27 protein-coding genes are annotated in these 26,266 nt (G+C 64.7%); 19 read left to right on the top strand and 8 right to left on the bottom strand.

All coding sequences use genetic code 11. The annotated features are described in order from the left end of the window. Position 1: 1 nt before the first annotated feature. On the top strand, positions 2–1,279 hold the full coding sequence (locus IGX34_RS02695) for a peptidase MATCAP family protein (protein ID WP_192554112.1): 1,278 nt from the start codon (positions 2–4) through the stop codon (positions 1,277–1,279). Here IGX34_RS02695 and IGX34_RS02690 read toward each other — a convergent pair whose 3' ends face one another. After that, positions 1,280–1,774 carry a DUF2165 family protein gene (locus IGX34_RS02690; RefSeq protein WP_192554111.1) on the bottom strand — a complete coding sequence of 165 codons (495 nt, stop codon included), beginning with the start codon at positions 1,772–1,774 and terminating at the stop codon, positions 1,280–1,282. It lies immediately after the preceding gene. A gap of 196 nt (positions 1,775–1,970) precedes the next feature. Here IGX34_RS02690 and IGX34_RS02685 point away from each other — a divergent pair, with 196 nt between their 5' ends. Both IGX34_RS02685 and aceE read left to right on the top strand, forming a co-directional pair. After that, positions 1,971–4,262 carry an NADP-dependent malic enzyme gene (locus IGX34_RS02685; RefSeq protein WP_192554110.1) on the top strand — a complete coding sequence of 764 codons (2,292 nt, stop codon included), beginning with the start codon at positions 1,971–1,973 and terminating at the stop codon, positions 4,260–4,262. Positions 4,263–4,578: 316 nt separating this feature from the next. Beyond that, positions 4,579–7,272, top strand: a complete 2,694-nt coding sequence (gene aceE / locus IGX34_RS02680; RefSeq protein WP_192554109.1) for a pyruvate dehydrogenase (acetyl-transferring), homodimeric type — start codon at positions 4,579–4,581, stop codon at positions 7,270–7,272. Between the two features lie 70 nt (positions 7,273–7,342). Here the strand turns inward: aceE and IGX34_RS02675 are convergent, their stop codons facing one another. The 3 genes from IGX34_RS02675 to IGX34_RS02665 form a co-directional block, all read right to left on the bottom strand. Further along, the gene (locus IGX34_RS02675) at positions 7,343–7,657 is read right to left on the bottom strand and encodes a hypothetical protein (protein WP_192554108.1); all 315 of its coding nucleotides are present in this window, start codon (positions 7,655–7,657) and stop codon (positions 7,343–7,345) included. Between the two features lie 78 nt (positions 7,658–7,735). After that, entirely contained in the window at positions 7,736–8,410 is a 675-nt protein-coding gene (locus IGX34_RS02670; protein ID WP_192554107.1) for a glutathione S-transferase family protein, read from the bottom strand. Between the two features lie 7 nt (positions 8,411–8,417). Then, positions 8,418–9,686 carry an MFS transporter gene (locus tag IGX34_RS02665; protein ID WP_192554106.1) on the bottom strand — a complete coding sequence of 423 codons (1,269 nt, stop codon included), beginning with the start codon at positions 9,684–9,686 and terminating at the stop codon, positions 8,418–8,420. A 98-nt stretch (positions 9,687–9,784) separates the two neighbouring features. Here IGX34_RS02665 and IGX34_RS02660 point away from each other — a divergent pair, with 98 nt between their 5' ends. From IGX34_RS02660 to IGX34_RS02635, 6 genes are all read left to right on the top strand, one after another. Next, positions 9,785–10,657, top strand: a complete 873-nt coding sequence (locus IGX34_RS02660) for a LytTR family DNA-binding domain-containing protein (RefSeq protein ID WP_192554105.1) — start codon at positions 9,785–9,787, stop codon at positions 10,655–10,657. 7 nt (positions 10,658–10,664) lie between these two features. Next, positions 10,665–11,471, top strand: coding sequence for a hypothetical protein (locus IGX34_RS02655; RefSeq protein ID WP_225737147.1), 807 nt, complete (start codon positions 10,665–10,667; stop codon positions 11,469–11,471). 63 nt (positions 11,472–11,534) lie between these two features. Next, positions 11,535–11,999, top strand: coding sequence for a DUF6491 family protein (locus IGX34_RS02650; protein ID WP_192554104.1), 465 nt, complete (start codon positions 11,535–11,537; stop codon positions 11,997–11,999). 32 nt (positions 12,000–12,031) lie between these two features. Further along, on the top strand, positions 12,032–12,499 hold the full coding sequence (locus IGX34_RS02645) for a DUF6491 family protein (RefSeq protein ID WP_192554103.1): 468 nt from the start codon (positions 12,032–12,034) through the stop codon (positions 12,497–12,499). Between the two features lie 4 nt (positions 12,500–12,503). Continuing rightward, positions 12,504–12,776, top strand: a complete 273-nt coding sequence (locus IGX34_RS02640) for a hypothetical protein (protein WP_192554102.1) — start codon at positions 12,504–12,506, stop codon at positions 12,774–12,776. 65 nt (positions 12,777–12,841) lie between these two features. Next, complete coding sequence (locus IGX34_RS02635; protein WP_192554101.1) at positions 12,842–13,309, top strand: DUF6491 family protein; 468 nt, start codon at positions 12,842–12,844, stop codon at positions 13,307–13,309. Positions 13,310–13,339: 30 nt separating this feature from the next. Here the strand turns inward: IGX34_RS02635 and IGX34_RS02630 are convergent, their stop codons facing one another. Both IGX34_RS02630 and IGX34_RS02625 read right to left on the bottom strand, forming a co-directional pair. Further along, the gene (locus IGX34_RS02630) at positions 13,340–14,161 is read right to left on the bottom strand and encodes a ferritin family protein (protein ID WP_192554100.1); all 822 of its coding nucleotides are present in this window, start codon (positions 14,159–14,161) and stop codon (positions 13,340–13,342) included. 120 nt (positions 14,162–14,281) lie between these two features. Further along, the gene (locus IGX34_RS02625; protein WP_192554099.1) at positions 14,282–14,701 is read right to left on the bottom strand and encodes a universal stress protein; all 420 of its coding nucleotides are present in this window, start codon (positions 14,699–14,701) and stop codon (positions 14,282–14,284) included. Between the two features lie 224 nt (positions 14,702–14,925). Between IGX34_RS02625 and IGX34_RS02620 the strand changes: the two genes are divergently transcribed. The 7 genes from IGX34_RS02620 to IGX34_RS02590 all read left to right on the top strand — a co-directional run bounded on the left by IGX34_RS02620 (position 14,926) and on the right by IGX34_RS02590 (position 18,962). Then, complete coding sequence (locus IGX34_RS02620; protein WP_192554098.1) at positions 14,926–15,384, top strand: hypothetical protein; 459 nt, start codon at positions 14,926–14,928, stop codon at positions 15,382–15,384. 138 nt (positions 15,385–15,522) lie between these two features. Beyond that, a complete protein-coding gene (locus IGX34_RS02615; protein ID WP_192554097.1) occupies positions 15,523–16,071 on the top strand; it encodes a peroxiredoxin in 549 nt (182 codons plus the stop codon). Continuing rightward, positions 16,071–16,616 (top strand): hypothetical protein, encoded by a 546-nt coding sequence (locus tag IGX34_RS02610; protein WP_192554096.1) that lies wholly within the window; start codon positions 16,071–16,073, stop codon positions 16,614–16,616. Before IGX34_RS02615 ends, IGX34_RS02610 begins: the two co-directional genes overlap by 1 nt. A gap of 84 nt (positions 16,617–16,700) precedes the next feature. Then, positions 16,701–17,447 carry a DUF2884 family protein gene (locus IGX34_RS02605; RefSeq protein WP_192554095.1) on the top strand — a complete coding sequence of 249 codons (747 nt, stop codon included), beginning with the start codon at positions 16,701–16,703 and terminating at the stop codon, positions 17,445–17,447. 114 nt (positions 17,448–17,561) lie between these two features. Continuing rightward, entirely contained in the window at positions 17,562–18,005 is a 444-nt protein-coding gene (locus tag IGX34_RS02600) for a PA2169 family four-helix-bundle protein (RefSeq protein WP_192554094.1), read from the top strand. Continuing rightward, complete coding sequence (locus IGX34_RS02595; protein ID WP_338015398.1) at positions 18,002–18,589, top strand: DUF924 family protein; 588 nt, start codon at positions 18,002–18,004, stop codon at positions 18,587–18,589. The genes IGX34_RS02600 and IGX34_RS02595 overlap by 4 nt, the downstream gene beginning before the upstream one ends. Positions 18,590–18,641: 52 nt before the next feature. Further along, positions 18,642–18,962 carry a DUF2845 domain-containing protein gene (locus IGX34_RS02590; protein WP_192554093.1) on the top strand — a complete coding sequence of 107 codons (321 nt, stop codon included), beginning with the start codon at positions 18,642–18,644 and terminating at the stop codon, positions 18,960–18,962. A 2-nt stretch (positions 18,963–18,964) separates the two neighbouring features. Here the strand turns inward: IGX34_RS02590 and IGX34_RS02585 are convergent, their stop codons facing one another. Together IGX34_RS02585 and IGX34_RS02580 are read right to left on the bottom strand one after the other, a co-directional pair. Continuing rightward, positions 18,965–19,978 carry a 2-dehydropantoate 2-reductase gene (locus IGX34_RS02585; RefSeq protein WP_192554092.1) on the bottom strand — a complete coding sequence of 338 codons (1,014 nt, stop codon included), beginning with the start codon at positions 19,976–19,978 and terminating at the stop codon, positions 18,965–18,967. After that, complete coding sequence (locus IGX34_RS02580; RefSeq protein WP_192554091.1) at positions 19,975–21,630, bottom strand: FAD-binding dehydrogenase; 1,656 nt, start codon at positions 21,628–21,630, stop codon at positions 19,975–19,977. The genes IGX34_RS02585 and IGX34_RS02580 overlap by 4 nt, the downstream gene beginning before the upstream one ends. A 221-nt stretch (positions 21,631–21,851) precedes the next feature. On the opposite strand from IGX34_RS02580, the gene IGX34_RS02575 reads away from it, so the two are divergent. From IGX34_RS02575 to lpdA, 3 genes are all read left to right on the top strand, one after another. Beyond that, positions 21,852–22,658, top strand: a complete 807-nt coding sequence (locus IGX34_RS02575; protein ID WP_192554090.1) for a DUF2884 family protein — start codon at positions 21,852–21,854, stop codon at positions 22,656–22,658. A 373-nt stretch (positions 22,659–23,031) separates the two neighbouring features. Further along, on the top strand, positions 23,032–24,402 hold the full coding sequence (gene aceF, locus IGX34_RS02570; RefSeq protein ID WP_192554089.1) for a dihydrolipoyllysine-residue acetyltransferase: 1,371 nt from the start codon (positions 23,032–23,034) through the stop codon (positions 24,400–24,402). A gap of 13 nt (positions 24,403–24,415) precedes the next feature. Continuing rightward, entirely contained in the window at positions 24,416–26,194 is a 1,779-nt protein-coding gene (gene lpdA, locus IGX34_RS02565; protein ID WP_192554088.1) for a dihydrolipoyl dehydrogenase, read from the top strand. The last annotated feature ends 72 nt before the right edge of the window (positions 26,195–26,266 follow it).

Below are 26,266 nucleotides of genomic sequence, written 5' to 3'. Positions count from 1 at the left end.
CATGAGCAGTACCCCCATCGAAGCCATTCCCGCGGACCTGGCTCCGTATGCCGCGCTGGACAAGCGTCTGCTCGCTGCGGTTCGCGGCATCAACATTCTCTCCACGGTCAGTTGGCCGGCTTCGCTGGAAGACCGCATGATCGAGGAGTACGGCAGGGGTCAATACACCTTGCCGGACGTGCAGTACAAAGTGCCGGATCTTTCCGAGGTGCGCAGGGAACTGGCCGCGATCGAAAGCGAAGCGGGCAATGACGATCCGCTCGGCGATTACCTGCGGCGCACGGCCGAATCGTGGCGGATTGCGGCAGAGATGCTCGAAGCGGTCGGCACCGAGGGCGTTACCGCGCCGTCCATCCAGCTGTACGGCCGTCCCGGCGACGCGATTTCCGGCAGCGATCGCAGCAATCTGGATGCCGCGCGCTATTTCGTGGAGCTGTCCGACGAGCTCGGCGCCGACCTGCACGACGACGACATCACCGCCAACATTTCCTCCGAAGTGTTGCGCGCCGACCTGGCCAAGGCGCTGGACGACTTTTTCGGCGTCGGCAAGATCGCGGTGGAAATCGATAACGATCTCACCGCCAAGGCCGCCGCCGGCGCCACCCGCATTCGTCTGCGCGGCGGCATGCGCTTCAGCCAATACGACCGCCACCAGCTGCTGAATCACGAAGCCTATGTGCATTCGCTGACCGCCTTGAACGGACGCGAGCAGCCGCTGCTGGCTTCGCTGGCGCGCACCTCGCCGCGTGTCACGGCAACGCAGGAAGGCCTGGCGGTGTTTGCCGAACTGATGTCCGGCGCCATCGATATCGCGCGGCTCAAGCGCATCAGCCTGCGCATCCTGGCGATCGACATGGCGCTCAACGGGGCGGACTTTGTCGAGGTGTATCGCTTCTTCAATCGCTGCGGGCAAAGCGTGGGCGACAGCTTTCATTCCGCGCAGCGCGTGTTCCGCGGCGTGCCGCTGACCGGCGGTGCGGCCTTCGCCAAAGACAATGTGTACCTCTCCGGCCTGCTCGACGTGCACACCTTCTTCCGCTGGGCCTTGAAGGAACGGCGGCTGGACCTGTTGCGTTATCTGTTTGCCGGCAAGCTCACCCTGCACGACGTGATGAGCCTGGAGCCGCATTTCCTGTCCGGTGCGCTGGCCCCGCCGCGCTGGTTGCCGCCGTGGATGCAGCATGTGCACGGGCTGGCCGGCAAGCTGGCGTTTTCGCTGTTTATCAACCGCGTGCGCATGTCCAAGGTGGAAGCGGAAACGCTGTCGGCGGGGATCTGATCAGGCGAGATCGTGATCGGGCTGGTTGACGAAGATCAGCACGCCCAGGATCGCCATGTAGAAGCGAAAGGCGCCTTCCTGGCCGTTCCAGCTGCTGGACTGCCACATGGCGAACCATTCCCCGCCCACCACCATAAAGCCCAAAAACCACACCGCAAAACCCAGCACACAGCCGGCCGTGACCCGTTTCTTGGCCTGGTTGAAGCGGGCTCCCTGCTGGTGGCGGGCCCGCCACAGCGCCAGGCTGCCGGCTATCAGCAGCAGGCCGGTGGCGCCTTCGGCGGCGATGATCAGGCCATAGCCGATATGCCAGAGCACCGGGCTGGTGATGGCACGACCAAGCAAAGCATTGCCGGGAAAGGTCGTGTCCATCGACAGCACATGCTGGACGAACCGGAAGTTGGAGCCGTAGTCGACGAGGTTGTCGAGGGTAACGATCAAGGCGAACGCCGCCAGTACCAGCGACAGCACGATCTTGGCGATGCGAGTGGTCATGAGTGTCCCGGTGCCCGGCGCGATGGATATCGCGCTGCAGCAAAATGACGATGCAGCAGAAGGCTACCGAACAGAACGTGACCGCACTACTACCTTTTGACTAGCTCTTGTGCCCGGCGCCGCGGTGCACGGGTGCTACCATGCGCAGCATGCCGCCGCGCGGCACCCGCCCTCCTTCTTCGTTGCAACGCATCCGATGGCCCATTCCGACGACTTCCGCCAAGCCGCCCTCGACTATCACCGCCTGCCGCGCCCCGGCAAGATCAAGGTTTCGCCGACGACCTCGCTGATCACTCAGCGCGATCTGTCGCTGGCGTATTCGCCCGGCGTGGCCTATGCCTGCGAAGCGATCGTCGAGGATCCACAAAGCGCGAGCGAGTACACCGCGCGCTCCAACCTGGTGGCGGTGATCACCAATGGCACTGCGGTGCTGGGCCTGGGCGACATCGGGCCGCTGGCCGGCAAGCCGGTGATGGAAGGCAAGGGCGTGCTGTTCCAGAAGTTCGCCGGCATTGATGTGTTCGATATCGAGCTGGCCGAGCGCGACCCGGACAAGCTGGTCGACATCATCGCCGCGATGGAACCGACCTTCGGCGGTATCAACCTGGAAGACATCAAGGCGCCGGAGTGTTTCATCGTCGAGCGCAAGCTGCGCGAGCGGATGAAGATCCCGGTGTTCCACGACGACCAGCATGGCACCGCGATCATCGTCGGTGCGGCCATCGTCAATGCGCTGCAGATCGTCGGCAAGAAAATCGAAGACGTGCACCTGGCCACGGCCGGCGCCGGCGCGGCCGGCATCGCCTGCCTCGACATGCTGGTGGCGCTGGGCCTGAAGCCCGAACACATCCTCGCCTACGACCGCGAAGGCGTGCTGTACACCGGCCGCGACCAGATGGATCCGGACAAGCAGCGCTATGCGCGCGATACCAAGGCGCGCACGCTGGCCGAGATCGTCGATGGCGCGGATATCTTCCTGGGCCTGTCGGCTGGCGGCGTGCTGAAGCCGGAGATGGTGGCCAGCATGGCCGACAAGCCGATCATCCTGGCGCTGGCCAATCCCAATCCGGAGATCCTGCCGGAGGATGCCAAGCAGGTGCGGCCGGACTGCATCATCGCCACCGGCCGTTCGGACTACCCGAACCAGGTCAACAACGCGCTGTGCTTCCCGTACATCTTCCGCGGTGCGCTGGACGTAGGCGCCACCGGCATCAACGAAGCGATGAAGCTGGCCTGCGTGCACGCCATCGCAGCGCTGGCGCAGATGGAGTCAGGCGACCTGGCCAGCGCCTACGCCGGCGATCCGCCGACCTTCGGTGCGGACTATCTGATTCCGCGCCCGTTCGATCCGCGCCTGCTGGTGATGCTTGCACCGGCAGTGGCGCTGGCGGCAATGGAGTCGGGCGTGGCCACGCGTCCGATCACCGACATGGACGCCTATATCGAGAAGCTGGCGCAGTTTATCTACCGCACCGGCTACATCATGAAGCCGATCTACGAGCGTGCACGCACCGACCGCAAGCGTGTGGTGTACGCCGAAGGCGAAGAAGAAACCGTGCTGCGCGCGGTGCAGACGGTAATCGACGAAAAGCTCGCCTATCCGATCCTGATCGGCCGTCCCGATGTGATCGAAACGCGCATCCAGCGCATGGGCCTGCGTATGCGCGCGGGCGTCGATTTCGAACTGACCAATATCAATGACGACCCGCGCTTCAACGAATACTGGCAGCACTATCACCTGCTGACCGAGCGGCGCGGCGTTTCGCCGGCCGCGGCCAAGAACCTGCTGCGTTCGCGGCCTACGCTGATCGCCGCCATCATGGTCGAGCGCGGCGAAGCCGATGCGATGATCTCCGGCCTGGTCGGGCGCTATCACAAGAAGCTCGGTTATATCCGTAGCGTGTTCGGGCTCGACCCGGGCGTATCGTGCACCTCGGCGATGAGCGGCGTGATCAACGACAAGGGCACCTGGTTCTTCCTGGACACGCATGTGCAGTGCGATCCGACCGCCGAGCAGATCGCCGAGGCGACCTTGCAGGCCACGTATCGCCTGAAGCTGTTCGGCATCGAGCCGAAGGTGGCGCTGCTGTCGCACTCCAATTACGGCAGCCACGAGAACGCCAGCGCGGCCAAGATGCGCGAGGTGTTCAAGATTCTGCGCGCCCGCGCGCCCAAGCTGGAAGTGGACGGCGAAATGCAGGCCGATACCGCCTGGGATGAAACGCTGCGCCAGCGCATCTTCCCCAACACCACCCTGAGCGGCCGCGCCAACCTGTATGTGATGCCCAACCTGGACGCCGCCAACATCGCCTATAACATGGTGCGGGTGATGACCGATGGCGTCGCCATCGGCCCGATCCTGATGGGCGTGAACCGGCCTGCGCATATCCTCACGCCGTCCTCCACCGTGCGGCGCGTGGTGAATATGACCGCCATTGCCGTGGTCGATGCACAGATCCGTGCCGCGGCTCAGGGCGAGCGCAGCTGAGCCGATCCACAGGGGGCTTGCCCCACCGATTGCCAGGCGGCCTGCGGGCCGCCTGCTTTTTTTGAACGTCTAAATTTTTGATGGCCGGCGCAGGCCGTCAATAGTATCCGTGCGCATACGTATGTAGGCTCCCGCCAATTGGCGGGATAGTCGCTTGGAGGCTAGAATCGGAGGACTTAGCTCGTCCTGCGGCGAACACGCCAACGCGGTCCTGTTCCGTCCCGGCCTTGAGTCGCCGGATCGATGCCTTGGTTTCGTCGCTTCCCCAGCGACGCGCATCCACAGCATGCGGCGCACGGCGCCGCGGAGACGTTCCATGGATCAGCTCGACGATATCCTCCACCAGGACCTCGACCCCACCGAAACCCAGGAGTGGGTCGAATCGCTCAATGCCGTCATCGATCGCGAAGGCACCGAGCGCGCGCATTTCCTGCTGGAGCGGCTGGTCGACTCCACGCGTCGTTCGGGCGGCTACCTGCCGTTCGATCCCACCACTGAATACGTCAACACCATCCCGCCGCATCTGGAAGCGAAGATGTCCGGCGACGCCGCGATGGAATGGCGCATCCGCACCCTGATCCGCTGGAACGCCATGGCGATGGTGGTGCGCGCCAACCGCAAGCCGGGCGAGCTGGGCGGCCATATCGCCAGCTTCGCCTCGTCCGCCACGCTGTATGACGTGGGCTTCAACCATTTCTGGCGCGCACCGAGCGCCGATCATCCGGGCGACCTGGTGTTCCACCAGGGCCATTCCAGCCCGGGCGTCTATGCCCGTTCCTTCCTCGAAGGCCGCATCAGCGAAGAGCAGCTCGACCTGTTCCGCATGGAAGTGGCCGGCAAGGGCCGCGGCCTGTCCTCCTACCCGCACCCCTGGCTGATGCCCGACTACTGGCAGGTGCCGACGGTGTCGATGGGCCTGGGCCCAATCCAGGCCATCTACCAGGCGCAGTTCTGGAAGTATCTGGAGCATCGCGGCCTGATGCCCAAGACCGACCGCAAGATCTGGTGCTTCATGGGCGACGGCGAAACCGACGAGCCCGAATCGCTGGGTGCGATCTCGCTGGCCGGCCGCGAAGGCCTGGACAACCTGATCTTCGTGATCAACTGCAACCTGCAGCGCCTGGACGGTCCGGTGCGCGGCAACGGCAAGATCATCCAGGAACTGGAAGGTGTGTTCCGCGGCGCCGGCTGGAATGCCATCAAGGTGGTGTGGGGCAGCTACTGGGATCCGCTCCTCGCCCGCGACAAGAACGGCGTGCTGCGCAAGCTGATGATGGAAACCATCGACGGCGAATACCAGGCCTGCAAGGCCTTCGGCGGCGCGTACACGCGCGAGCATTTCTTCGGCAAGTATCCGGAGACGCGCGAGATGGTCGCCAACCTCAGCGACGATGATATCTGGCGCCTCAACCGCGGCGGCCACGATCCGCACAAGGTGTACGCGGCCTATCACGCCGCGGTGAACACCAAGGGCATGCCGACCGTGATCCTGGCCAAGACGGTCAAGGGCTACGGCATGGGCGCGGCCGGCGAATCGCAGAATCCCACCCACCAGCAGAAGAAGCTGGATGACGACGCCGTGCGCCATTTCCGCGACCGCTTCAACATCCCGGTCTCGGACGACAAGCTCAAGGACGTGCCGTACTACCACCCCGGCAAGGATTCGCCGGAAGTGCAGTACATGCTGGAGCGCCGCAAGACGCTGGGCGGTGCGCTGCCGCAGCGTCGCCGCCACACCGACGTGAAGCTCAAGGCGCCGGAACTGGCCGCCTTCGAGCAGATCACCAAGGGCACCGGCGATCGCGAAATCTCCACCACCATGGCGCTGGTGCGCGGCATGAACCTGTTGCTGCGCGACAAGGGCATCGGCCCGCGCGTGGTGCCGATCGTCGCCGACGAAGCGCGCACCTTCGGCATGGAAGGCATGTTCCGCCAGATCGGCATCTATGCGCCGGAAGGCCAGAAGTACCGCCCGCAGGACGCCGACCAGCTGCTGTATTACCGCGAAGACCAGAAGGGCCAAGTGCTGCAGGAAGGCATTTCCGAGGCCGGCGGCATGGCCGCGTGGATGGCGGCGGCGAGCAGCTACAGCATCAGCAACCAGCCGATGCTGCCGTTCTTCATCTACTACTCCATGTTCGGTTTCCAGCGCATCGGCGACCTGGCCTGGGCCGCGGGCGACATGCGCTCGCGCGGCTTCCTGATCGGCGGCACCGCCGGCCGCACCACGCTCAACGGCGAAGGCCTGCAGCACGAAGACGGCCATTCGCACCTGCTGGCCGGTTCGATTCCGAACGTGCGCGCCTACGATCCCACCTTCTCCTATGAAGTGGCTGTGATCCTGCAGGACGGCACGCGCCGCATGCTGGAAGAGCAGGAGGACGTGTACTACTACCTCACCGTCATGAACGAAAACTATGCCCATCCCGATCTGCCGCAAGGCGTCGAGGAAGGCATCGTCAAGGGCATGTACCTGTTCAAGGACGGCGGCAAGGCGAAGAAGGGCGAGACCCGCGTGCAACTGCTCGGCTCCGGCACCATCCTGCGCGAGGTGATTGCCGCGGCCGAACTGCTGGAGAAGGATTTCGGCGTCAGCGCCGACATCTGGTCGGTGCCCAGCTTCAGCGAACTGCGCCGCGACGGCTTCGATGCCGAACGCTGGAACCGCCTGCATCCGGAAGCGGAACAGCGCCTGCCGTATGTCACCGGCCTGCTGCAGGGCCGCCAGGGTCCGGCGGTTGCCGCTACCGACTATGTGCGCGAATTCGCCGACCAGGTCCGCGCCTTCATGCCGGACGGCATGCGCTATACCGTGCTCGGCACCGATGGCTATGGCCGCTCGGATACGCGCGAGCATCTGCGCAACTTCTTCGAAGTGGACCGCTACTGGATCGCCCACGCCGCGCTGGCGGCGCTGGCGAAGGACGGCAAGGTCAACGCCAAGGATGTGGCGCGCGCCATCCGCGAGTACAAGCTCGATCCGGACAAGCCGAACCCGCAGACGGTGTAATCGCCGCAGTCAAAAAAGAACCCGCCGAAAGGCGGGTTTCTTTTTTGCGGCGGGGCGAACGCTGTACTGCTCAGTCGTCGTCGCCGCGGAATACGTGACGCAGCAGCAGGAAGGCACCCACGGTGCCGGCAACGATCGCTGCCGTGGCCACCGGATGGCGATTCACCTGCCGGCGCAGGCGGCGGTACTGGTAGTTGGCTTCGTCGGCGAAATCCTCGGCCGCGCGGGCGATGCGCTTGCCGGTGTCGCGGCGGTTGAGGCGGCCCACGGCGCGGCGGCCGCGCGTCATCAGGTTGTCGGCCGTGTCGGAAATGCCGTCGCCGTACTGCCGCACCCGGCTGCTGAGGTCGTCGAGGCGACGTTCGATATCGGCTTGCCTGCTCATGGGTCTTCTCCGCGGTATCCAGATGGGTGAACTTGCCAGCGCCTACGTGAGCGTGGCGTTAATCGATAATAGATGTATTCAGCCACTCAACAGGCTGTATTCGCCGCCTTGCTGCAGCGCTCGCTGATAGGCCGGCCGCGCGTGAATGCGCTGCAGGAATGCCTGCAGGCGCGGATAGCGCTGGTCGAGGCCGCTGCGCATGGCGGCCGCTTCCAGCGGAAAGCTCATGATGATGTCCGCGACACTGAAATCCGTGCCGCCGAACCATTCGGCCTTGGTCAGCTCGCCCTCCAGGTACGAAAGATGCAGGGCGATCTGCGGATCGACAAAACTCTGCTGCACCTTGCCGGCGATGGCCTTGGCCACGGGGCGCACGAAGAACGGCGCCGGCGTGCTCTGCACGCGCTGGAACACCAGCTTGAGCAGCAGCGGCGGCATTGCCGAGCCTTCGGCGTAGTGCAGCCAATAGGTGCTGCGCAGGCGCGCGTCGCTGCCGTGCGGGGGAATCAATCGGCCATTGCCGTAGCGGTCGGCGAGATATTCGATGATCGCGCCCGATTCCACCAAGGTTCGTTCGCCATCGGTGACCACCGGCGACTTGCCCAGCGGATGCACTGCGCGCAGTTCGGGCGGTGCCAGCATGGTGCGCGGATCACGCTGGTAGCGCTTGATCTCGTAGGGCAGCCCGAGCTCTTCCAGCAGCCACAGGATGCGCTGCGAGCGCGAGTTGTTGAGATGGTGAACGGTAATCATGCGGACCTCACACCGTTTGCGCCTGGTTTTCGCGATCCTGTTCCACCGGCTCCATATGCAGGCGCTGGCGCCGGCGCAGGGTGGGGAACAGCCACATCCATACACCTACCACCACCAGCGTGCCGATGCCGCCAACGACGGCGGAGCCGACCGCGCCCAGCCATGCGGCCAGCATGCCCGATTCGAATTCGCCGAGCTGGTTGGAGGTGTTGATGAAAATCGCATTCACCGCACTGACCCGCCCGCGCATCGCGTCCGGCGTATCCAGTTGCACCAGCGAACCGCGGATCACCATGCTGACCATATCGAAGGCACCCAGCGCGAACAGCGCGAGCAGCGACAGCCACAGCAGCTTCGACAGCGCAAATATCAGCGTGGCGACGCCGAAACCGGCCACCGCTGCAAACATGATCTTGCCGACGTTGCGCTCCATGTTGTTGCGCGCGAGCCAGAACGACATCAGCAAGGCGCCCACTGCCGGCGCTGCACGCAGCAGGCCCAGGCCCCATGGGCCGGTGTGCAGCACGTCCTTGGCGAAGACCGGCAGCAGGGCGGTGGCGCCGCCCAGCAACACCGCGAACAGGTCGAGCGAAATCACGCCCAGCACATCTTTGCGCTCGCGGATGAAATGCACGCCGGCAAACAAGGTCTTCAGTGTGGGCGGCTCGCGTTTCGGCGGCGCCTGCTCGTAGCGCAGTTGCGCCACCAGCGTGGCGGCGATCAGGTAAAGCACAGCCGACACGGCATACACCACGCCCGGCCCGGCCACATACAGAAAGCCACCCAGCGCCGGACCCACGATCGATGCCGCCTGCATGGCCGATCCGTTCACAGCCATCGCCCGCGGCAGCAGGGCCGGCGGCACCAGTGCCGGCACCATCGATTGCATCGACGGCGATTCGAAGGCCTTGGTCACCGAGATGGTGAAAATCAGCAGCAGCATGCCGACTTCGTTGATGGCATGCAGCAGGGTCAGCACAGCCAGCAGTACGATCGCCACCCATTCCACCAGTTGGCCGAGCAGCACGATGCGGCGGCGGTCGAACTGATCGGCGAGATGGCCGGCCGGCAGCGCCAGCAACACCGACGGGAAAAATTGCACCAGGCCGATCAGGCCCAGGTCGAAGGCACGCCCGGTCATGGCGTAGATCTGCCAGCCCACCGCCACGGCCAGCATCTGGAAACCGAAGCTTGAGGCGGTGCGGGCGCACCAGAAGGCGACGTAGGCGCGGTGTTGCAGCAGCGAGTCCGCGGGGGACGTGGGGGAGGGCGGCATGATCGATCCTGGGCAGAACCTGCATTATCAGCCCGCGGCATGGGCTGGCAAAGTGACGCTTGCGCCTAATGCGCGGCACTTCCTCTTAGAATTGCCGGATGGGGAAACAGCAAAGCTTCACCTTCGAAAGCTTCCAGCGCTGGCGCCGTGCGTTCGAGCTCGGCTTCTGGCCGGTATTTTTCGTCATCAACACCGTGTTCAACGCTACGGTATCGGTGATGGATCACCCGGATTTTCCGGCATGGGAGCCGTGGACCTGGGAAGCCAGCAGTGCGGTGGTGATGCTGGCGCTGATGCCGGCCCTGGTCTACGTATCGCGACGCTGGCCGATCCGCTTCGAAACCTGGCGCACCAACTTGCTGCGGCATCTGGCCTTCAGCGTGCTTTTCAGCCTGGTACATGTGCTGGGCATGGTGGCGGTGCGCGAGGTGGTCTATGCAATGGTCGGGGGCCATTACGTGTTCGGCGACAGTTGGTCGAATTTCAGCTACGAATACCTCAAGGATGTGCGCAGCTATTTCTGGATGATGGCTGGCATCGCTCTGTACCGGCTGTGGGTGATGCGCTTCCAGGGCGAAGCCAGCTTGCTGGCGGAGCCGGACGTGGGGCCGCCGGTAGAGCCGGTGGAGCAGCCGGAGCGTTTTCTGGTGCGCAAGCTGGGCAAGGAATTTCTGCTCGCTGCGCGCGAGATCGAGTGGCTGCAGGCCTCGGCCAACTACGTCAATCTGCATGTGCGCGGCCGCGACTATCCCTTGCGCGCCACCATGGCCGGGATCGAGACGCGGCTGGACGTGCAGCACTTCATGCGGGTGCATCGCAGCTACGTGATCAACCTGGATTTCCTGGCCGAGATCGAGCCGCTCGATACGGGCGATGCGCGCCTGCTGATGCGCGACGGCGCGAAGATTCCCTGCAGCCGCCGTTATCGCGCGGCATTGCGCGAGCGCTTCGGGCAATCCAGCGCCGCCTGATGTCCGCATGATCGCCCCGGTTGCGCTGAAACAGGGCTCGTTCCAAGCTAACAGCCTGTCCATCGCCGGTGCATTGACCATGATCCGCTTGCTCCCTCGTCGCTCCATTGCCGTGGCTGCCGCGTGCAGTTTGCTGGCCCTGGCCGCCTGCTCGCAGCAGGATCAGAACGCGGCCACCCAGGCCGATGCCGCCAAGGCACAGGCGCAGGCCGAGGCCAACGAAGCCAACAGCCAGCTGCAGAGCTACCGCCAGATGCTGCAGGCGAAGAACGACGAGATGGCGGCGGAGCTGGGCCAGGACATCCTGCAGCATTTCCCCAATTCGCCCGCGGCCAAGGAAGTGCAACAAAGCCTGCCGGACGTGCAGCAGCGCTGGAAAGAAACCAGCGAGAAACGCCGCCTCGCAGCGCTGTGGACGTATCAGGTCGGCCCGATGGAAGGCGGCACGCAATCCACCGCCAGCCTCTACACCACGCGGCCCTCGGGCGATCGCGCGGTGCGCCTGGTGCTGCGCCGGCATACTCAGTGGGGGCAAAGCGTATTTCTGTTCGGCAATGGCCACGGCTTTGTCTGCAAGGGCAATTGCACAATCCAGGCCCAATTCGACGGCAAGCCGCATCCGCTGCGCGCGTTCCTGCCCACCACTGGCGAGCCGGCCATTTTCATTCGCGACGACAAGCCTTTTATCGAAGCGCTGAGCAAGACCAGGCGCATGGTGATGGACGTGGAGCTGCAGGACGGCGGCAAGCAGGAGCTGGTGTTCGAGACTGGCGGCTACGATTCGTCGAAGTGGACCGAGGTGGGTAAGAAGTGAGGCGTGCTGCCCGGTGTGCCGGGCAGGCATGATTGGCGTGGTATGTCATACAGGGAGAGTGTTATGCCGGTATTGCGCGTGTCGACCATCATGCTGTTGGCGCTGGGCCTGAGTGCCTGTGTCAGCGAACCGTCCACCCCATCGCTGCCGCAGCAGCAACGGCAGGAGGCGTACAACGCCGCGGCCGGTGACCAGGTGCAGCACTTCCACCTGGTGTTGCACGATATTTATTCCTGGGAGCGGCTGAGCGATACGCAGGTGGTGGTCTATACCCAGCCCACGCGCGCCTATCTGCTGGATGTGTGGCCTTGCAGCAGTCTCAACTACACCAACAGCATCGGCCTGACTTCTTCGGCCAACCAGGTGGCGGTGGGAGCGGACAAGGTGATCGTCAGCCACTCCCACCTGGCCTGCAAGATCGAAGAGATTCGGCCGGTGGATCTGGCGCAGTTCAAGCTGGACAAGGCGAGCCAGCGCCATATCGACAACCTGCAACGGGATAGCGACGCGTCCAAGCCGGCCGCGTAGCAATCCGGCGCAGCATCATCGGAGGCGGTGCCATGCGGTGTAAACGAATCGTCGTAGCCCTGCTGCTGTCCAGCCTGCTCGCCGCCTGCTCCAGCGTGCCGTATGCGCAGCGCCTGCAGCAGCGTCAGCAGACCTACGGCGCTGCGGCTGGCGCGCCAGTGCAGAGTTTTCGCCTGATCCTCGGCAGCATCTATTCGTGGGAGCCGCTGAGCGACACGCAACTGGTGGTTTATACGCAGCCCACGCGCGCCTATCTGCTCGATGTGTGGCCGTGCAGCAATCTCACCTTCGCCAACGGCATTGGCCTCACCTCGTTCGCCGATCAGGTGCAGGTGGGATTCGACAAGGTATTTACCGGCCGCGGCTACGTGCCCTGCATGATCAAGCAGATCCGCCCGGTGGACCTGGCGCGGTTCAAGCTGGAGCGCGAGGCACAGCGCCACGTCGACCGCCTGCAGCGCGAGCGTGACGCCGCGCCGCAGCCGGCAGGCGGGCACTGACCCCGTGAGCGAACCGCAGATCTATTGCCCGCAATGCGCCTGGCGTCCGCTGGGTACCAGTCGCTGGGTCTGCGCGCGCCAGATGGGCGGATGCAATACCTCGTGGAATACCTTCTGGACCGGCGGTGTCTGTCCAGGCTGCAGCTATCGCTGGGAAATCACCGCCTGCCATGCCTGCAAACGCTATTCGCTGCACAAGGACTGGTATCACTGGCCCGAGACCGAACAGCACGAATCGGAACATCAGCTGGAAGCCGAGCAGCCGTCCTCGCGCTGAAGCCATGCTGTGCACTTGCATGGCGCTGGCGCGTTAGGGCAAGCAGAACAACCGGAGCTTGTGCCATGTCGACCATGCGAATCGCCGCAGCCGTGCTGCTTTCGGCCGTGTTGGCCGCCTGTTCCAGCGTGCCTTATGCGCAACGCACGCAGCAGCGCCGGAACGCCTATAACGCGGCCGCAGGCGCACCCGTCCGCAGCTTCCGCTTCTTCACCCAGATCTGGTCGTGGGAGCCGTTGAGCGACAAGCAACTGGCGGTCTACACCACGCCCAGCACCGCCTATCTGCTGGATGTCTGGGATTGCCCGAATCTGATGTGGGCGCAGGCGATCGGGCTGACCTCGAGCTTCCGCGAGGTATCGGTGAATTTCGACAAGGTGCTGGCCGGGCGGCCGTATGTGCCCTGCGTCATCAGCCGGATCCGCCCGGTGAATCTTGCGCAGCTGAAGCTCGAGCAGGCCGCGCAGCGCGAGGTCGACATGCAGTCGCGCGACAGCGGCAGTGCCGCGGCGCCGCCGCCTGCCAATCATTGAGCGCCCGGGAAAGCCGCAGGCGCGTACCGGTTATTGCAGGAACAGCTTTTCGCTGATGCGTGCCAGTGGTTTTTCCAGCGTTTGCTGCAGGCGCGGCGGCAGGGCCAGCGGTTTGAGCAGCATCTTCACAGTCATTTCCGCCGGAATATGCCGGCGCAGCAGCGCCTGCGCCGGACCGGCCACCTTCTGGAATTCCGCCTGGTTGCCCTTGTGCTGCGGGTAGCACTGGTTGAACACGTGGCGCAGCGCGATATCGCTGTCTTCGTTGCGGATCTCGTTGACCCGCCGCAGGATCGCGCGGAACACCTTGTAGCGACCCAGCCGTTCGTTCTCGCGATAGCGCTGGAATGCCTGGTAGAAATGCTTGTAGTGGCGCACTTCGTCGCTCTTGATGTTGTTGGTGAGCTGCTTGAGCACCGGCTCGTCGACGATGTCGTTCAAGGCGCGATAAAGGCTGGCGGTGCCGGTTTCCACCACGCAGCGGGCAGCCAGTTCCAGCCCGCGCGACGGTTCCAGCTGTTCGTTGGTGCACAGTGCGCCGTAGTCCTTCCAGAAGGCCTCGAAGCCGGCATCCCAGTCGAACTCCGGCCAGACGTGGCGGACGTAGGCGGCCAGGGCGCGGCCGTGCTGCAGTTCTTCGTGTTCCCAGTGTTCGCGCAGCCAGCCCTGCAGCTCCGCGTCGCCGTCGAAGTGCTCGATCAGGTTGTGCGTGTACAGGTCCGAGCCGCTTTCCACGAACGAGGCGCTGCAGAGCAGCAGGAAAAGATCCTGGTTATGCCGTACGCGGGCGACATCGATCTCCGCGAAATTCAGGCTTTCCAGGGTCCAGGGCAGGGCGGAGCTGTAGTCCACGAGGGGTTTCCTGTACGAAAAAGGCCACCCGATCCATGACAGATCGGGGACAACAGCATAAAGGGTGAACGCTGCGAGTGATTAATGCCAGCCGACCCGAAAGCTGTCGCGGCAACTATCTCAGCGGACGACGGTCACCGGCACATGGGCGCCGGCCAGCACATCTTCCGATACCGAGCCGAGCAGCCAGCGGCCCAGGGTGCCGCGGGAGGTGTGGCCGATGACGATATGGTCGATGTCGGGGTGCTGCCGGACCTGATTGACCAGCACGTCGCCGGGGCTGCCATGGGTGATTTCCAGGTCCACTCGTTCGCCCGCATCGGGGGCGATCTGGCGCAACTCCGTCAGCAGCTCTTCGCTGCGGTTGCGGGACTCGTCGGTGATCATCAGGGAGCAGGCGTCCGCACCGCCCTGCGTCACCTGCAGCACATACACCACGCGCACACGGCCGCCACTGCAGCGCGCCAGTTCCATGGCAAAGCGGAAAGCACGCTGCGAGGTATCCGAACTGTCGTAACCAACCAGCGAGTACTTGATCATGGGGTCCTCCGTGGCGATGGCGGCAGCCACGTGAGTTCAGTGTGCGCGGCGTCTTGTTAGTTAAGCATCAAGCACACGGAAACAACAGGCGGCGTGTACGGATTTATCACGGGAACTTGCCGATCCTGAACATCTCGGAGCATTCTTGTTAAATCGTTCAGTTTCCACACGTGACACTTCCGTCACGGCATTGAAGACCGTCAACGCAATGTAAGGAGACCAGCATGAAGAAGACTACTGTTGGACTGACCGCCGCCCTGCTGCTTGCTGCCGGTGCACTGGCGGCCCTGCCGGCTAGCCAGGCCTCTGCGGCCACGGCTCCGGTGAAGTGCCATCTGACGTATGAACTGGCCGGCTGGTCAGCGATTTACCAGCATGCGACAGGCAGTGGTCACGTGGTGTGCGACAACGGCCAGCGTGCTGCCGTGAGCTTGAGCATGCATGGTGGCGGCCTCACCGCCGGCAAGTTCCGCGTCAGCGGCCGTGGCGACATCAGCAACGTCTACGCCATCCACGATGTATTCGGCAGCTATGCCCAGGCCGGCGCATCGGCCGGTGCAGTCAACAGCGGCACCGCCCAGGTGCTGACCAAGGGCACCGCGTCGATCGCGCTGACCGGTACCGGCGAGGGTGTCAACCTCGGCGTGGCCGTCGACAAGTTCGACATCGAGCCCGTCAAGTAAACGCAGTTCGCTGCGGCAATCCGCGAAAGGCGCCCATGTGGCGCCTTTCGTTTTCCCGCTGCCGAGCGTGAAGGCCCGCGTATACTCGGCGCACTACATGTTCCACGGATCGGTTTCTTGCTTGAGGGGGTACCGCCCATGCGTCGTATTTTGATCATGCTTGCGCTGATCTGCCTGTCGGGCCTGGCCGCGATTCCCGCGCTGGCCGGGGTGAAGCTGGGCAATCCGCAAGTGGGACAGGCCGCACCCGCTTTCCGCCTGGAAGACCAGAACGGGCACTGGCATACGCCCGCCGACTACCACGGGCACTGGCTGGTGCTGTACTTCTATCCGAAAGATTTCACGCCGGGCTGCACCACCGAGGTCTGCGCCTTCCGCGATGCGGTAATCAAGCTGCGCCAGAGCGGTGCCGATGTGGTCGGCATCAGCCTGGACGACGTCAAATCGCATGCCGAATTCGCGGCCAAGTACCACGTGCCGTTTCCGCTGCTGTCCGATGCCAGGCGGCAGGTGGCGATCAACTACGGCGTGCTGACTTCGGCGGTCGGCATGCACTTCGCCAAGCGCACTACCTTCCTGATCGATCCGAACGGCAAGATCGCCAAGATCTACCGCGACGTGGATCCGGAGAAAAACTCCGCTCAGGTACTGAGCGATCTCGATACGCTGAAGAAGGCGATCCATTGATGCTGATTTCCCGCTCCGACCTGGGCCGGCGCAAGCCCGGGTTTGCATGGTGGCGCATGCTGGTATGGCTGTTGCTGCTGTTGGCGGCCTTTGGCGGCGTGCAATATGTGCAGCATGGCCAGCAGGTGTGGGGCGCGCTGCAGGCATTGCCCGCGGGCGATGAACAAAGCGCGTCGGCCCTGCATGGCATGCTGGCCTGGGACGTGGGCTATCTGGTGGCGTCGTTCGCGCTGATCGTGGCCTGCGCGGGTTGCATCCTGCGTCAGGATTGGGCCCGCCCCGTACTGCGCGTGCTGGTACTGCTGCTGTGCGTGTGGAGTGCCTATCGCGGCGTGCTGTTGTGGCAGCAGTGGCAGGTATTCAACGCGGCCAACGCGGCGCTGGTGGCAGGGGGCGCAACCGTGCCGCCGCAGGTAACGGATTTGCGGCGCGTGCTGCTGCTGGGCCTGGGCTTGCGCGTGATTGCGATCCCGCTGCTGCTGTGGCTTGCCTGGCAGCTGGGACACCCTGCCGTACGCCTGCAGTTTCGTGCGCGCCGGGTCTGATCGGCACGATTCAGCCCCGGTTCGCGCGCCGGGCCGTATCGCTGTCGGCCCATCCCTGAGCGGGCGAACGGATATCCCATGTGCATGAGTCGATTGCTTGCCAGCGCCGTGCTGGCTGCCGCCTGTGCGGGTGTGCATGCGCAGGATCTGGCGACGGTCTGTCATGCCACCAGCAGCTATGACCTTACCGTTGAGCCGAACCGGCTGGTGTTCGACCGGCCCACGCCTGCGCCTACGCGGGTAGTGCTCAGCGATGGCGCGCTGGTGACCGATGGACGCAGCGTTGCGCTCAACGAAGAAGACCAGGATCGCCTGGCGGTATTTCAGCGCGATTTGCGCGCATTGATGCCGCGCGTCAAGGCCGTCGCACAGCACGGCGTGGATGTCGCCATGCAGGCGGTGCGGCAAGATGCCGGCAGTCTCAATCTGGATGCCGATACGCAAGCGGAACTGGATCAGCGCCTGGCCACGCATGCGGCCGAGCTGCATCAGCGCATCGCGGCCAGCCAGAGTACGCATGACTGGCACGGCGATGCGGCCAATCAGTACGCCAACCAGATCATCAGTGATATCGGCCCCTTGCTGGCCTCGGCGCTGGGGCAGCAGGCCGTCAGCGCGGCAATGAGCGGCGATTTGCAGCAGGCTGCGGCCTTACGCGACCGCGCCGGCAATCTGATGAGCGGTTTTCAACCGCGATTGCAGCGGCGCCTGCAGGTGCTGCGGCCCGAGATCCAGGCGCTTTGTCCGGATATGCAGCGCCTGGCGGAGCTGCAGGAGGGCATCCGGGCCGCCAATGGGCGGCCTCTGAACCTGCTGCAGATTGGCCAGTGAAACGCGCGCTGAGCGAACATTTTCTAGACATTGCAGGTTAATGTGCGGGTAAGTACTTGTCCTGCAACATGCTCGCCATCCCTTGATGACGAGACCAGGCAGGAGACGACCGCCGTGTCGCTCACACCTCAATACCTGTACAACCGGCTGATCCGTCGCAGCATCGAGCTGCGGGTGCTGTATCGCCATGCCGCCGAGCAGGTCAAGGAACCGGGTTTGCGCACCGTGTTGGATGAAGAGGCCCAGTCCCTCGATCAAGTGATTGCCGAATTGCAGGCGCAACTGCGCAAGCACGACGTGCTGCCCGCCACGCGCAGCCGCGTGTTCGGCGCGGCGCGCCAGCGCCTGGACGATCTGCTGGTGCGCGGCATTCCGCGCAGCGACGACGCCTGGATCCGCCTGCTGGCCCGTAACGAGCAGCGCTTGCTTAAAGCGTTTGAACGCACCATGCGCCGGATGGCCGCGGGCGATATGAACAACGCGCTGCACCGGCAGCTGCCGCGGCTGCAGTCGATCGATCTGGATATGCACAGCCTGGCCAAGGCCGTCGGTCAGTGAGAACCGAGCCGCCGGCCGCGGCTTCGGCCGTGCTGGCGTTCTGGTTCGATCCTGCCCATCGCGATGAGTGGTATGCCGGCCATGCGGCCTTCGATGCGCTGATTCGCGAGCGCTTCGCGCATCGGCTCGAGCAGGCGGTGGCCGATGCCCTGGACGGCTGGACGGCCACGCCGGAAGGATGGCTGGCCTTGCTGATCGTGCTGGATCAGTTTCCCCGCAATCTCTATCGCCACGATGCGCGTGCCTGGCAACGGGACCTGCGTGCACAGCGACTGGCTTTGTCAGGCATCGCGGAAGGTTTTGACCGCCGTCTTCCGCTGATCCACCGCGTGTTCGCCTACATGCCGCTGGAACATGCTGAAGACATTGCACTTCAGCAGCGCGCCGTCGCCTTATTCACAGCCCTGTGCAATGACGCGCCTCCCGGCCAGCATCCCGGCTACGCCAGTTTTCTCGACTATGCTCGACGGCACGAGGCGGTGATCGCGCGCTTTGGCCGCTTTCCGCATCGCAATGCCGCGCTTGGGCGGAGCAGCACACTGGAAGAACTGGCCTATCTTGCCGAGCCCGGCGCGGGATTCTGATCGCCGCCGCACACCGGTCACGGAGTGGCCGCATTACGACAAGGAGCACGTCATGCATCGTTACGTTCTGTTTGCTTTCCTGCTGACATGCAGTGCCGGCGCGCATGCGCTGGAGAGCATCCGCATCGGCAGCCAGGTGCTGTCGGTGGGAGACAGCGCGGCACGCGTAAGGGAGCTGATGGGCAAGCCGGTGGTGCACAGTCGCGGCAGTGCCGCCAAGAGTGCACGCAAGGCGCGGAAGCCGGTGGGCCAGAGCAAGCGGGCCGCGGCGAAAGAACAGGGTGAGCAGTGGCAGTATCGGCGTGAGGGCCACACCACCATCTTCACCATTGCCAACGGCAAGCTCGTGCACATCGAAGATATGGCGCGCTGAACTCAGCGCGCGGCCATCAATTCCTGCAGCAGATCCTGGCCGTGCCAGGGCGAATAGGCGCGCTCGGCCTGGCGGACCAGTTCCACCACGCGGGCATTGGCCGGAGCGCGCCCTTTTTTCGATGCGGCCAAGGCCACGATTTCGCCGTTGATGTAATCGACCTCGGTGCGCCGCCCTGCTTGCAGATCATCCCAGGTAGAGGAGCGCGCCACGGGGTCGATGGCGAGCATGCGTGCGGCGATGCGCCGGAACAATGCATCCGGCATCGCCAGTACGTGCGGCAGCCAGCGAGCGGGCAGGGCAGTGAGCTGAGCAGGGCGAATGCCGGCAGCGATGAGCACACGCAGGCCTTCGCGCTGCAACAGTGCCAGGCATTGCCGCCACGGCCGCTGCGCCAGCTGTTCGCGCAGCGGCAGGCCGCTCAACGCATTCAGCGGATTGTTGAGATTGATCAGCAGCTTCGCCCACAGCACGGCCTGCATGTCTTCATGCTGCTGCAAGGGCATGCCGCTGGCGGCGAAGGTGGCGAGGAACGGCGCGATGGCGGTGGCGTGCTCGATCGCCAGTTCGCCCGACGAACCTTGATGAAAATGCGCGGTTTGCGGCTGCGTGACATTGAACGGCACCATGCCGGCCAGCACCCGATGCCGGGGCAGCGCGGCGCGCAGTTCGGCCGTATTGCGCACGCCGTTCTGGAAACTGATCACCGGCGTTTCTGCCGGCAGGATATCGGCCAGTTCGTGCGCCACGTCCATGGTGGCGGCGGATTTCACCGTCACCAGCACCAGGTCGGCATCGCGTACGGCTTCGGGCCCGGTGCGCAGGTCGAGCGAATCCGGTGCGATCTGCTGCTGGTGACCGTGCAGATCGCTGACACTCAACCCATGCGCACGCAGTGCAGCGGCGACATGCGGGCGCGCGATCAGGCGGATGTGTGCATGATCGTGCAGCCGGCCGCCGAGGTAATTGCCGATCATGCCGGCGCCGTAGATCGCGATGCGCGGCAACGGCTTCATGCCAGCTCCGCGGCGATGGCGCGTCCGGCAATGCGTCCGGAAAACAGGCAGCCGCCGAGAAAGCTGCCTTCCAGCGCCCGATAGCCATGCAGGCCGCCGCCGCCGAAGCCGGCCGCTTCGCCTACCGCATACAGCCCGCGCACAGGCTGCTGGTCGTGGCCTAGCACCCGCGCGTGCAGATCGGTCTCCAGGCCACCCAAGGTCTTGCGGGTAAGAATATTCAGCCGCACCGCAATCAGCGGGCCGTTGGCCGGATCGAGCAGGCGATGCGGTTTGGCCACGCGCACCAGCCGGTCGCCGCGGTAGCGGCGGGCGTTGTGGATGGCCATGATCTGGCCGTCCTTCGCATACGGATTGTCGAACTGCCGATCGCGCGCTTCGATTTCCTCGCGCAGGCGCGCGGCATCGATCAGCGAATTGCCGGTCAGCGCATTCATGCCTTGCACCAGTTCGTCGAGCGTGTTGCGCACGATAAAGTCGCGGCCGTGCTGCTTGAATGCTTCCACCGGCGCCGGTGCCTGTTTGCCGATCGCGCGCTTGGCCACCTGCCGCCAGCTCTTGCCGGTGAGATCGGGATTCTGTTCGGAGCCGGAGAGCGCAAATTCGCGCCGGATGATCTGCTGGTCCAGCACGAACCAGCTGTAGTCGAAACCGGTACGGCGCAGGTATTGCAGCGTGCCCATGGTGTCGAAGCCAGGCCACAGCGGACCGGGCAGGCGCTGGCCGCGTGCATCCAGCCACAGCGACGACGGGCCGGGCAGGATGCGGATCGCATGCATCGGCCAGATCGGATTCCAGTTCTCGATACCTTCGACGTAATGCCACATGCGATCGCGATTGATCAGCCGCGCACCCGCCGCTTCGGTAATGCCCAGCATGCGGCCGTCCACATGCGCGGGCACGCCGCAGATCATCCGTGCCGGCGGCGGTCCCAGTTGTTCGGGCCAGTTCTTGCGCACCAGTTCGTGATTGCCGCCGATGCCGCCCGATGCCACCACCACCGCCTGCGCGCGGTAGTCGAAATCGCCGATCACGTCGCGTGAGCTGGGCTTGCCGCGTTCCACCGCATCCTCGGCCAGCCGCGCGCCACGCACGCCGACGACGCTGCCGTGCTCGACCAGCAGGTCATCCACCCGATGACGGAACGCGAACTGCAGCAGACCGTTTGCTTCGGCAGCGTGCGCGCGGCGCAGAAACGGTTCCAGCACACCCGGGCCGGTGCCCCAGGTGACATGGAAGCGCGGTACCGAATTGCCGTGGCCGATGGCACCGTATCCGCCACGCTCGGCCCATCCCACGACCGGAAACCAGCGCATGCCCAGGCCGTGCAGCCAGGCGCGTTTTTCGCCGCTGGCAAAATCCACGTAAGCCTCGGCCCATTGCCTTGGCCAATGGTCTTCCGCGCGGTCGAAGGCGGCGGTGCCCATCCAGTCGGCCAGGGCCAGCGCATGCGAATCGCGCACGCCCATGCGGCGCTGCTCCGGCGAATCCACGAAAAACAGGCCGCCGAAGGACCAATGCGCCTGGCCGCCAAGACTTTGCCGCGGCTCCTGTTCCACCACCAGCACGCGCCGGCCGGCATCGGTGAGCTCGGTGGCGGCGACCAGGCCGGCCAGTCCGCCGCCGACCACGATGACATCGGTGGATTGCATGTGCAGCCCCTGAGTGCGATCCGAAGGAGCAACTTATCGCGCACCGCCGGGTTTGCCTATGTGCGCTGCGCCATCGCGGCAAACGCTGCCGACATGACCGATGGCACGGGATGACGTGCGGCCCATGCCGCCGCAGGCGCCGCTGTTAAACCCTAGACGAGGTGGAGCGCATCCAAGCCGCAACGACTGGCCTGGATCAGGCTCTGGGGAGGGAATCACGTATGCGCCGTCATATCATTTCACTTGCGCTGTTGCTCGGCCTGGCTGCCGCGGGCAGCGCCCAGGCTGCCGATAGCCACTCACACCACCTGCAATGCTCCTACAACAGCGATTACGACGTACAGGTACAGCCCAATGGCGTCGCCTTTACGCGCAGCAGCGGCCACCCGGGCAGCATCTTCATGCACGACGGACAACTGCGCATCGACGGCAGCCAGGTGGCCATCTCGGCCGACGATGCGGTACGCCTGCGCGCCTACGAACAGCAAGTGCGCGAACTGGTGCCGGAGATGGCGGCGATCGCGCGTGCCGGCGTGGATATCGGCTATACGGCCTTGACCACCGTGGTGGCCACGCTGGCCGACAATGACGATCGGCGCAGCGACATGCTGCAATCGCTGCACGACCGGCGCGCCGAAGCGATGCATCAGGTCGACATCACGCTCGGGAACGGCCTGTGGGCGGCCGGCAGCGACAGCGATCTGTTCGCCAGCAATCTGGGAAAAACCATCGAAAGCCTGGTCGGCAATCTGGCCGGCGAGGCGGTGAGCGATGCCTTGAGCGGCGATTCGAACCGTCTTGCGGCACTTCAGGCGCGTACCAACGCACTGGACACCACCATGGAAAAGGCGGTGGACGAACCCGCCGAAAAACTCGGCCAGCGCGCCGATGCGCTGTGCCCCCGGCTGAGCGCGCTCGATCATTTGCAGCAGCAATTCCGCTTCCGCCTTGCCGATGGCGGGCGCCTGCAATTGCTCTCCATCGACATGGACGGTAACAACAAGGCAAGGCAGTACGCCCAGCGGTAACCCCCTCCCAATCACCATGCCTCCCCGGCATGGGACAGTCGCGTGCCCGGCCCCCTCCGGGCACGTTTTTTTTGGCCGTGCGGGCGCCCTTGTCATGAAGGCCAGGTAGGGACGGTCAGGACAGCGGGGCGATAAAGCGCAGGAACGGTCGGCCTCGATCGCGGCGGCATTGCATTCCCGCAACACCGATTACACCGCGCCGATGCACCGGGTCGGCAGGAGTGGGCCGGATCCGGCGATCGCATACGTATGCGCATGTACCTTTTAAGGCGGATTTGGCATGTCCGTATTGGATGACGGTTGCTATGATTGGAAGCCTTGCGGCCGCCTACGCCTCCCCCAGCGCGGCTGCCTTCGCTCTGCAGGAGAAATCATGGCCGACCTTAAAGAAGCCCGCGTTCCTGATATCGGCGGACACGCGGATGTGCCCGTTATCGAGGTGTTGATCAAACCCGGCGATACGGTCGAGAAGGATCAGAGCCTGATCACCCTGGAGTCCGACAAGGCCACCATGGAAGTGCCCGCGCCGTTTGCCGGCGTGGTCAAAGAGCTGAAGCTCAAGGTCGGCGACGAAGTTTCCGAGGGCGCGGTGATCGCCATCATCGAAGCCGCCGACGGTGCAGCGGCCCCGGCCCCCGCGCCGGCCAAGGCCGAAGCCGCCCCGGCGCCCGCCCCGGCAGCGCCTGCTCCGGCACCGGCCGCAGCGCCCCAGGTCAAGGAAGAACCCGCCCCGCAGGGTGGCCGCAGCGTGCTGCCGGGCAATGCGCCCGAAGGCGACGTGGCCCCGCAGGCGCGGCCGCCGTTCGATGCCAAGCTGGTGATGCCGGGCGATGCCCCCTACGCCACCCCGGCCATCCGCGCCTTTGCGCGCGAACTGGGCGTGGACGTCCAGCAGGTGAAGGGCAGCGGCCGCAGCGGCCGCATCGTGCGCGAGGACATCACCGCCTACGTCAAGCATGCGCTGGCTTCGGGCGCCCGCCCGGTTTCCGGCGGTGCGGCCAATGTGGGCGGCCTCAACCTGCTGCCCTGGCCGAAGGTCGATTTCACCAAGTTCGGCGAAATCGAAGAAAAGCAGCTCTCGCGCATCCAGAAGATTTCCGGCGCCAACCTGGCGCGCAACTGGGCGATGATCCCGCACGTCACCCAGCACGAAGACGCCGACATCACCGAGCTGGAAGCCTTCCGCAAGAAGCTCGGCGAAGAAAACAAGGATCTGAAGATCACCCCGCTGGTGTTCCAGATCAAGGCGGTGGTTGCCGCACTGAAGAAATTCCCCACCTTCAACGCCTCGCTCGACGAGAGCGGCGAGAAGCTGATCCTGAAGAAGTACTTCCACGTCGGCATTGCGGTGGATACGCCCGATGGCCTGGTGGTGCCGGTGATCCGCGACTGCGACAAGAAGGGCCTGCTGGACCTGGCCGCCGAACTGGGCGAGATCTCCAAGAAGGCGCGCGACAAGAAGCTCGGCCCGAACGACATGTCCGGTGGCTGCTTCTCGATCTCCTCGCTCGGCGGTATCGGCGGCACGGCGTTCACGCCGATCGTCAACGCGCCGGAAGTAGCGATCCTGGGCGTCTCCAAGGCCCAGACCAAGCCGGTGTGGAACGGCAAGGAATTCGCGCCGCGCCTGATCCTGCCGCTGTCGCTCAGCTACGACCACCGCGTGATCGACGGCGCGCTGGCCGCGCGCTTCGCCTCCTTCCTCGCCACCCAGCTCGGCGACATCCGCCGCCTGCTGCTCTGACGGGGACGCGACCATGGCCAATACGATCGAACTGAAAGTCCCCGATATCGGCGGTCACGATGGCGTGCCGGTGATCGAGGTGATGGTGAAAGTCGGCGACAGCGTGGCGAAGGAACAAAGCCTGATCACGCTGGAATCCGACAAGGCCACGATGGAGATTCCCGCCAGCGCGGCCGGCGTGATCAAGGAGCTGAAGCTCAAGGTCGGCGACGAGGTGTCCGAGGGGGCGGTGATCGCCATCCTGGAAACCTCCGGCGAAGGCAGCGCCGCGGAGGCGCCCAAGGCGGCTGCACCGGCACCCGCTCCGGCACCCGCCCCCGCACCGGCCAAGTCGCCTTCGGCCCCTGCGCCGCAGGCCGCTGGCGGCACCGGCCGCAAGGCCGACATCGAATGCAAGCTGGTCGTGCTGGGCTCCGGCCCGGGCGGCTATACCGCGGCGTTCCGCGCCGCCGACCTGGGTGTGGATACCGTGCTGGTGGAGCGCTATGCCTCGCTCGGCGGCGTCTGCCTCAACGTCGGCTGCATTCCGTCCAAGGCGCTGCTGCATGCTGCGGCGGTGATCGACGAGGCGGAAGCGATGGCTGCGCACGGCGTCAGCTTCGGCAAGCCCAAGATCGACATCGACAAGCTGCGCGGTTTCAAGACCAAGGTGGTCGGCCAGCTCACCGGCGGCCTGGCCAGCATGGCCAAGCAGCGCAAGGTGCGCACGGTGCAGGGCGTAGGCATGTTCGTATCGCCCAATGAAATGGAAATCGACACCGCCGACGGCAAAAAGCTGCTGCGCTTCGAATACGCCATCATCGCCGCCGGTTCGCAGTCGGTGAAGCTGCCGGCGTTCCCGTGGGACGACGAGCGCATCGTCGATTCCACCGGTGCGCTGGAACTGCGCGACGTGCCGGCCAAGTTGCTGGTGGTCGGCGGCGGCATCATCGGCCTGGAAATGGCCACCGTGTATGCCGCGCTGGGCAGCGAAGTGACCGTGGTCGAATTCATGGACCAGATCATTCCGGGGGCCGATGCCGACCTGATCAAGCCGCTGGCCAAGCGCCTGGGCGGCAAGCTCAAGGGCGTGCACCTGAAGACCAAGGTGGTGGAAGCCAAGGCCACCAAAAAGGGCATCGAGGTCAGCTACGAAGGCGAGAACATGCCCGCCACCACGCTGTTCGATCGCGTGCTTGTATCGGTGGGTCGCTCGGCCAACGGCAACAAGATCGGCGCGGACAAGGCCGGCGTCGCCGTTACCGAGCGCGGCTTCATCAACGTCGATACGCAGATGCGCACCAACGTGCCGCATATCTTCGCCATCGGCGATCTGGTCGGCCAGCCGATGCTGGCGCACAAGGCCACGCATGAAGCGAAGGTGGCCGCGGAAGTGGTCGCCGGCCAGAAGAGCCATTTCGATGCGCGGGTGATTCCGTCGGTGGCCTATACCGACCCGGAAATCGCCTGGGTCGGCGTGACCGAGCGCGAGGCCAAGGAAAAGGGCCTGAAGATCGGCGTGGGCAAGTTCCCGTGGGTGGCCAGCGGCCGCGCCATCGGCATCGACCGCACCGAAGGCTTTACCAAGCTGCTGTTCGACGAGGAAACCCATCGCGTGGTCGGTGGCGGCATCGTCGGTCCGCATGCCGGCGACCTGATTTCCGAAGTCGCGCTGGCGATCGAGATGGGGGCGGAGGCGGCCGATATCGGCCTCACCATCCACCCGCATCCGACCTTGAGCGAATCGGTGGGCATGGCGGCCGAAGCCTACGAAGGCACCATCACCGATTTGTACATGCCGAAGAAAAAGTAAGCATCAAAAAGCAAGCATTAAAAAAGCCCGGAGCGATCCGGGCTTTTTTTATAGGCACACGTTGAGTGCTCG

Origin of the sequence: Dyella acidiphila (assembly GCF_014863405.1) — a bacterium.
Taxonomy (GTDB): domain Bacteria; phylum Pseudomonadota; class Gammaproteobacteria; order Xanthomonadales; family Rhodanobacteraceae; genus Dyella_B; species Dyella_B acidiphila.
Note: the sequence above shows the minus strand (reverse complement) of the source record. Positions and strands in the feature narration are given on the sequence as shown.

What these genes read in the sequence shown, in the direction of transcription:
- IGX34_RS02685 (WP_192554110.1), top strand. Translation starts at nt 1,971, where the DNA reads ATGGCCCATTCCGACGACTTCCGCCAAGCCGCCCTCGACTATCACCGC.
- IGX34_RS02675 (WP_192554108.1), bottom strand. Translation starts at nt 7,657, where the DNA reads ATGAGCAGGCAAGCCGATATCGAACGTCGCCTCGACGACCTCAGCAGC.
- IGX34_RS02655 (WP_225737147.1), top strand. Translation starts at nt 10,665, where the DNA reads ATGATCGCCCCGGTTGCGCTGAAACAGGGCTCGTTCCAAGCTAACAGC.
- IGX34_RS02670 (WP_192554107.1), bottom strand. Translation starts at nt 8,410, where the DNA reads ATGATTACCGTTCACCATCTCAACAACTCGCGCTCGCAGCGCATCCTG.
- IGX34_RS02695 (WP_192554112.1), top strand. Translation starts at nt 2, where the DNA reads ATGAGCAGTACCCCCATCGAAGCCATTCCCGCGGACCTGGCTCCGTAT.
- IGX34_RS02585 (WP_192554092.1), bottom strand. Translation starts at nt 19,978, where the DNA reads ATGAAGCCGTTGCCGCGCATCGCGATCTACGGCGCCGGCATGATCGGC.
- IGX34_RS02590 (WP_192554093.1), top strand. Translation starts at nt 18,642, where the DNA reads ATGCATCGTTACGTTCTGTTTGCTTTCCTGCTGACATGCAGTGCCGGC.
- IGX34_RS02605 (WP_192554095.1), top strand. Translation starts at nt 16,701, where the DNA reads ATGAGTCGATTGCTTGCCAGCGCCGTGCTGGCTGCCGCCTGTGCGGGT.
- IGX34_RS02645 (WP_192554103.1), top strand. Translation starts at nt 12,032, where the DNA reads ATGCGGTGTAAACGAATCGTCGTAGCCCTGCTGCTGTCCAGCCTGCTC.
- IGX34_RS02690 (WP_192554111.1), bottom strand. Translation starts at nt 1,774, where the DNA reads ATGACCACTCGCATCGCCAAGATCGTGCTGTCGCTGGTACTGGCGGCG.
- IGX34_RS02580 (WP_192554091.1), bottom strand. Translation starts at nt 21,630, where the DNA reads ATGCAATCCACCGATGTCATCGTGGTCGGCGGCGGACTGGCCGGCCTG.
- IGX34_RS02635 (WP_192554101.1), top strand. Translation starts at nt 12,842, where the DNA reads ATGTCGACCATGCGAATCGCCGCAGCCGTGCTGCTTTCGGCCGTGTTG.
- IGX34_RS02665 (WP_192554106.1), bottom strand. Translation starts at nt 9,686, where the DNA reads ATGCCGCCCTCCCCCACGTCCCCCGCGGACTCGCTGCTGCAACACCGC.
- IGX34_RS02650 (WP_192554104.1), top strand. Translation starts at nt 11,535, where the DNA reads ATGCCGGTATTGCGCGTGTCGACCATCATGCTGTTGGCGCTGGGCCTG.
- IGX34_RS02615 (WP_192554097.1), top strand. Translation starts at nt 15,523, where the DNA reads ATGCGTCGTATTTTGATCATGCTTGCGCTGATCTGCCTGTCGGGCCTG.
- IGX34_RS02660 (WP_192554105.1), top strand. Translation starts at nt 9,785, where the DNA reads ATGGGGAAACAGCAAAGCTTCACCTTCGAAAGCTTCCAGCGCTGGCGC.
- IGX34_RS02625 (WP_192554099.1), bottom strand. Translation starts at nt 14,701, where the DNA reads ATGATCAAGTACTCGCTGGTTGGTTACGACAGTTCGGATACCTCGCAG.
- IGX34_RS02610 (WP_192554096.1), top strand. Translation starts at nt 16,071, where the DNA reads ATGCTGATTTCCCGCTCCGACCTGGGCCGGCGCAAGCCCGGGTTTGCA.
- IGX34_RS02575 (WP_192554090.1), top strand. Translation starts at nt 21,852, where the DNA reads ATGCGCCGTCATATCATTTCACTTGCGCTGTTGCTCGGCCTGGCTGCC.
- aceE (WP_192554109.1), top strand. Translation starts at nt 4,579, where the DNA reads ATGGATCAGCTCGACGATATCCTCCACCAGGACCTCGACCCCACCGAA.
- IGX34_RS02620 (WP_192554098.1), top strand. Translation starts at nt 14,926, where the DNA reads ATGAAGAAGACTACTGTTGGACTGACCGCCGCCCTGCTGCTTGCTGCC.
- aceF (WP_192554089.1), top strand. Translation starts at nt 23,032, where the DNA reads ATGGCCGACCTTAAAGAAGCCCGCGTTCCTGATATCGGCGGACACGCG.
- lpdA (WP_192554088.1), top strand. Translation starts at nt 24,416, where the DNA reads ATGGCCAATACGATCGAACTGAAAGTCCCCGATATCGGCGGTCACGAT.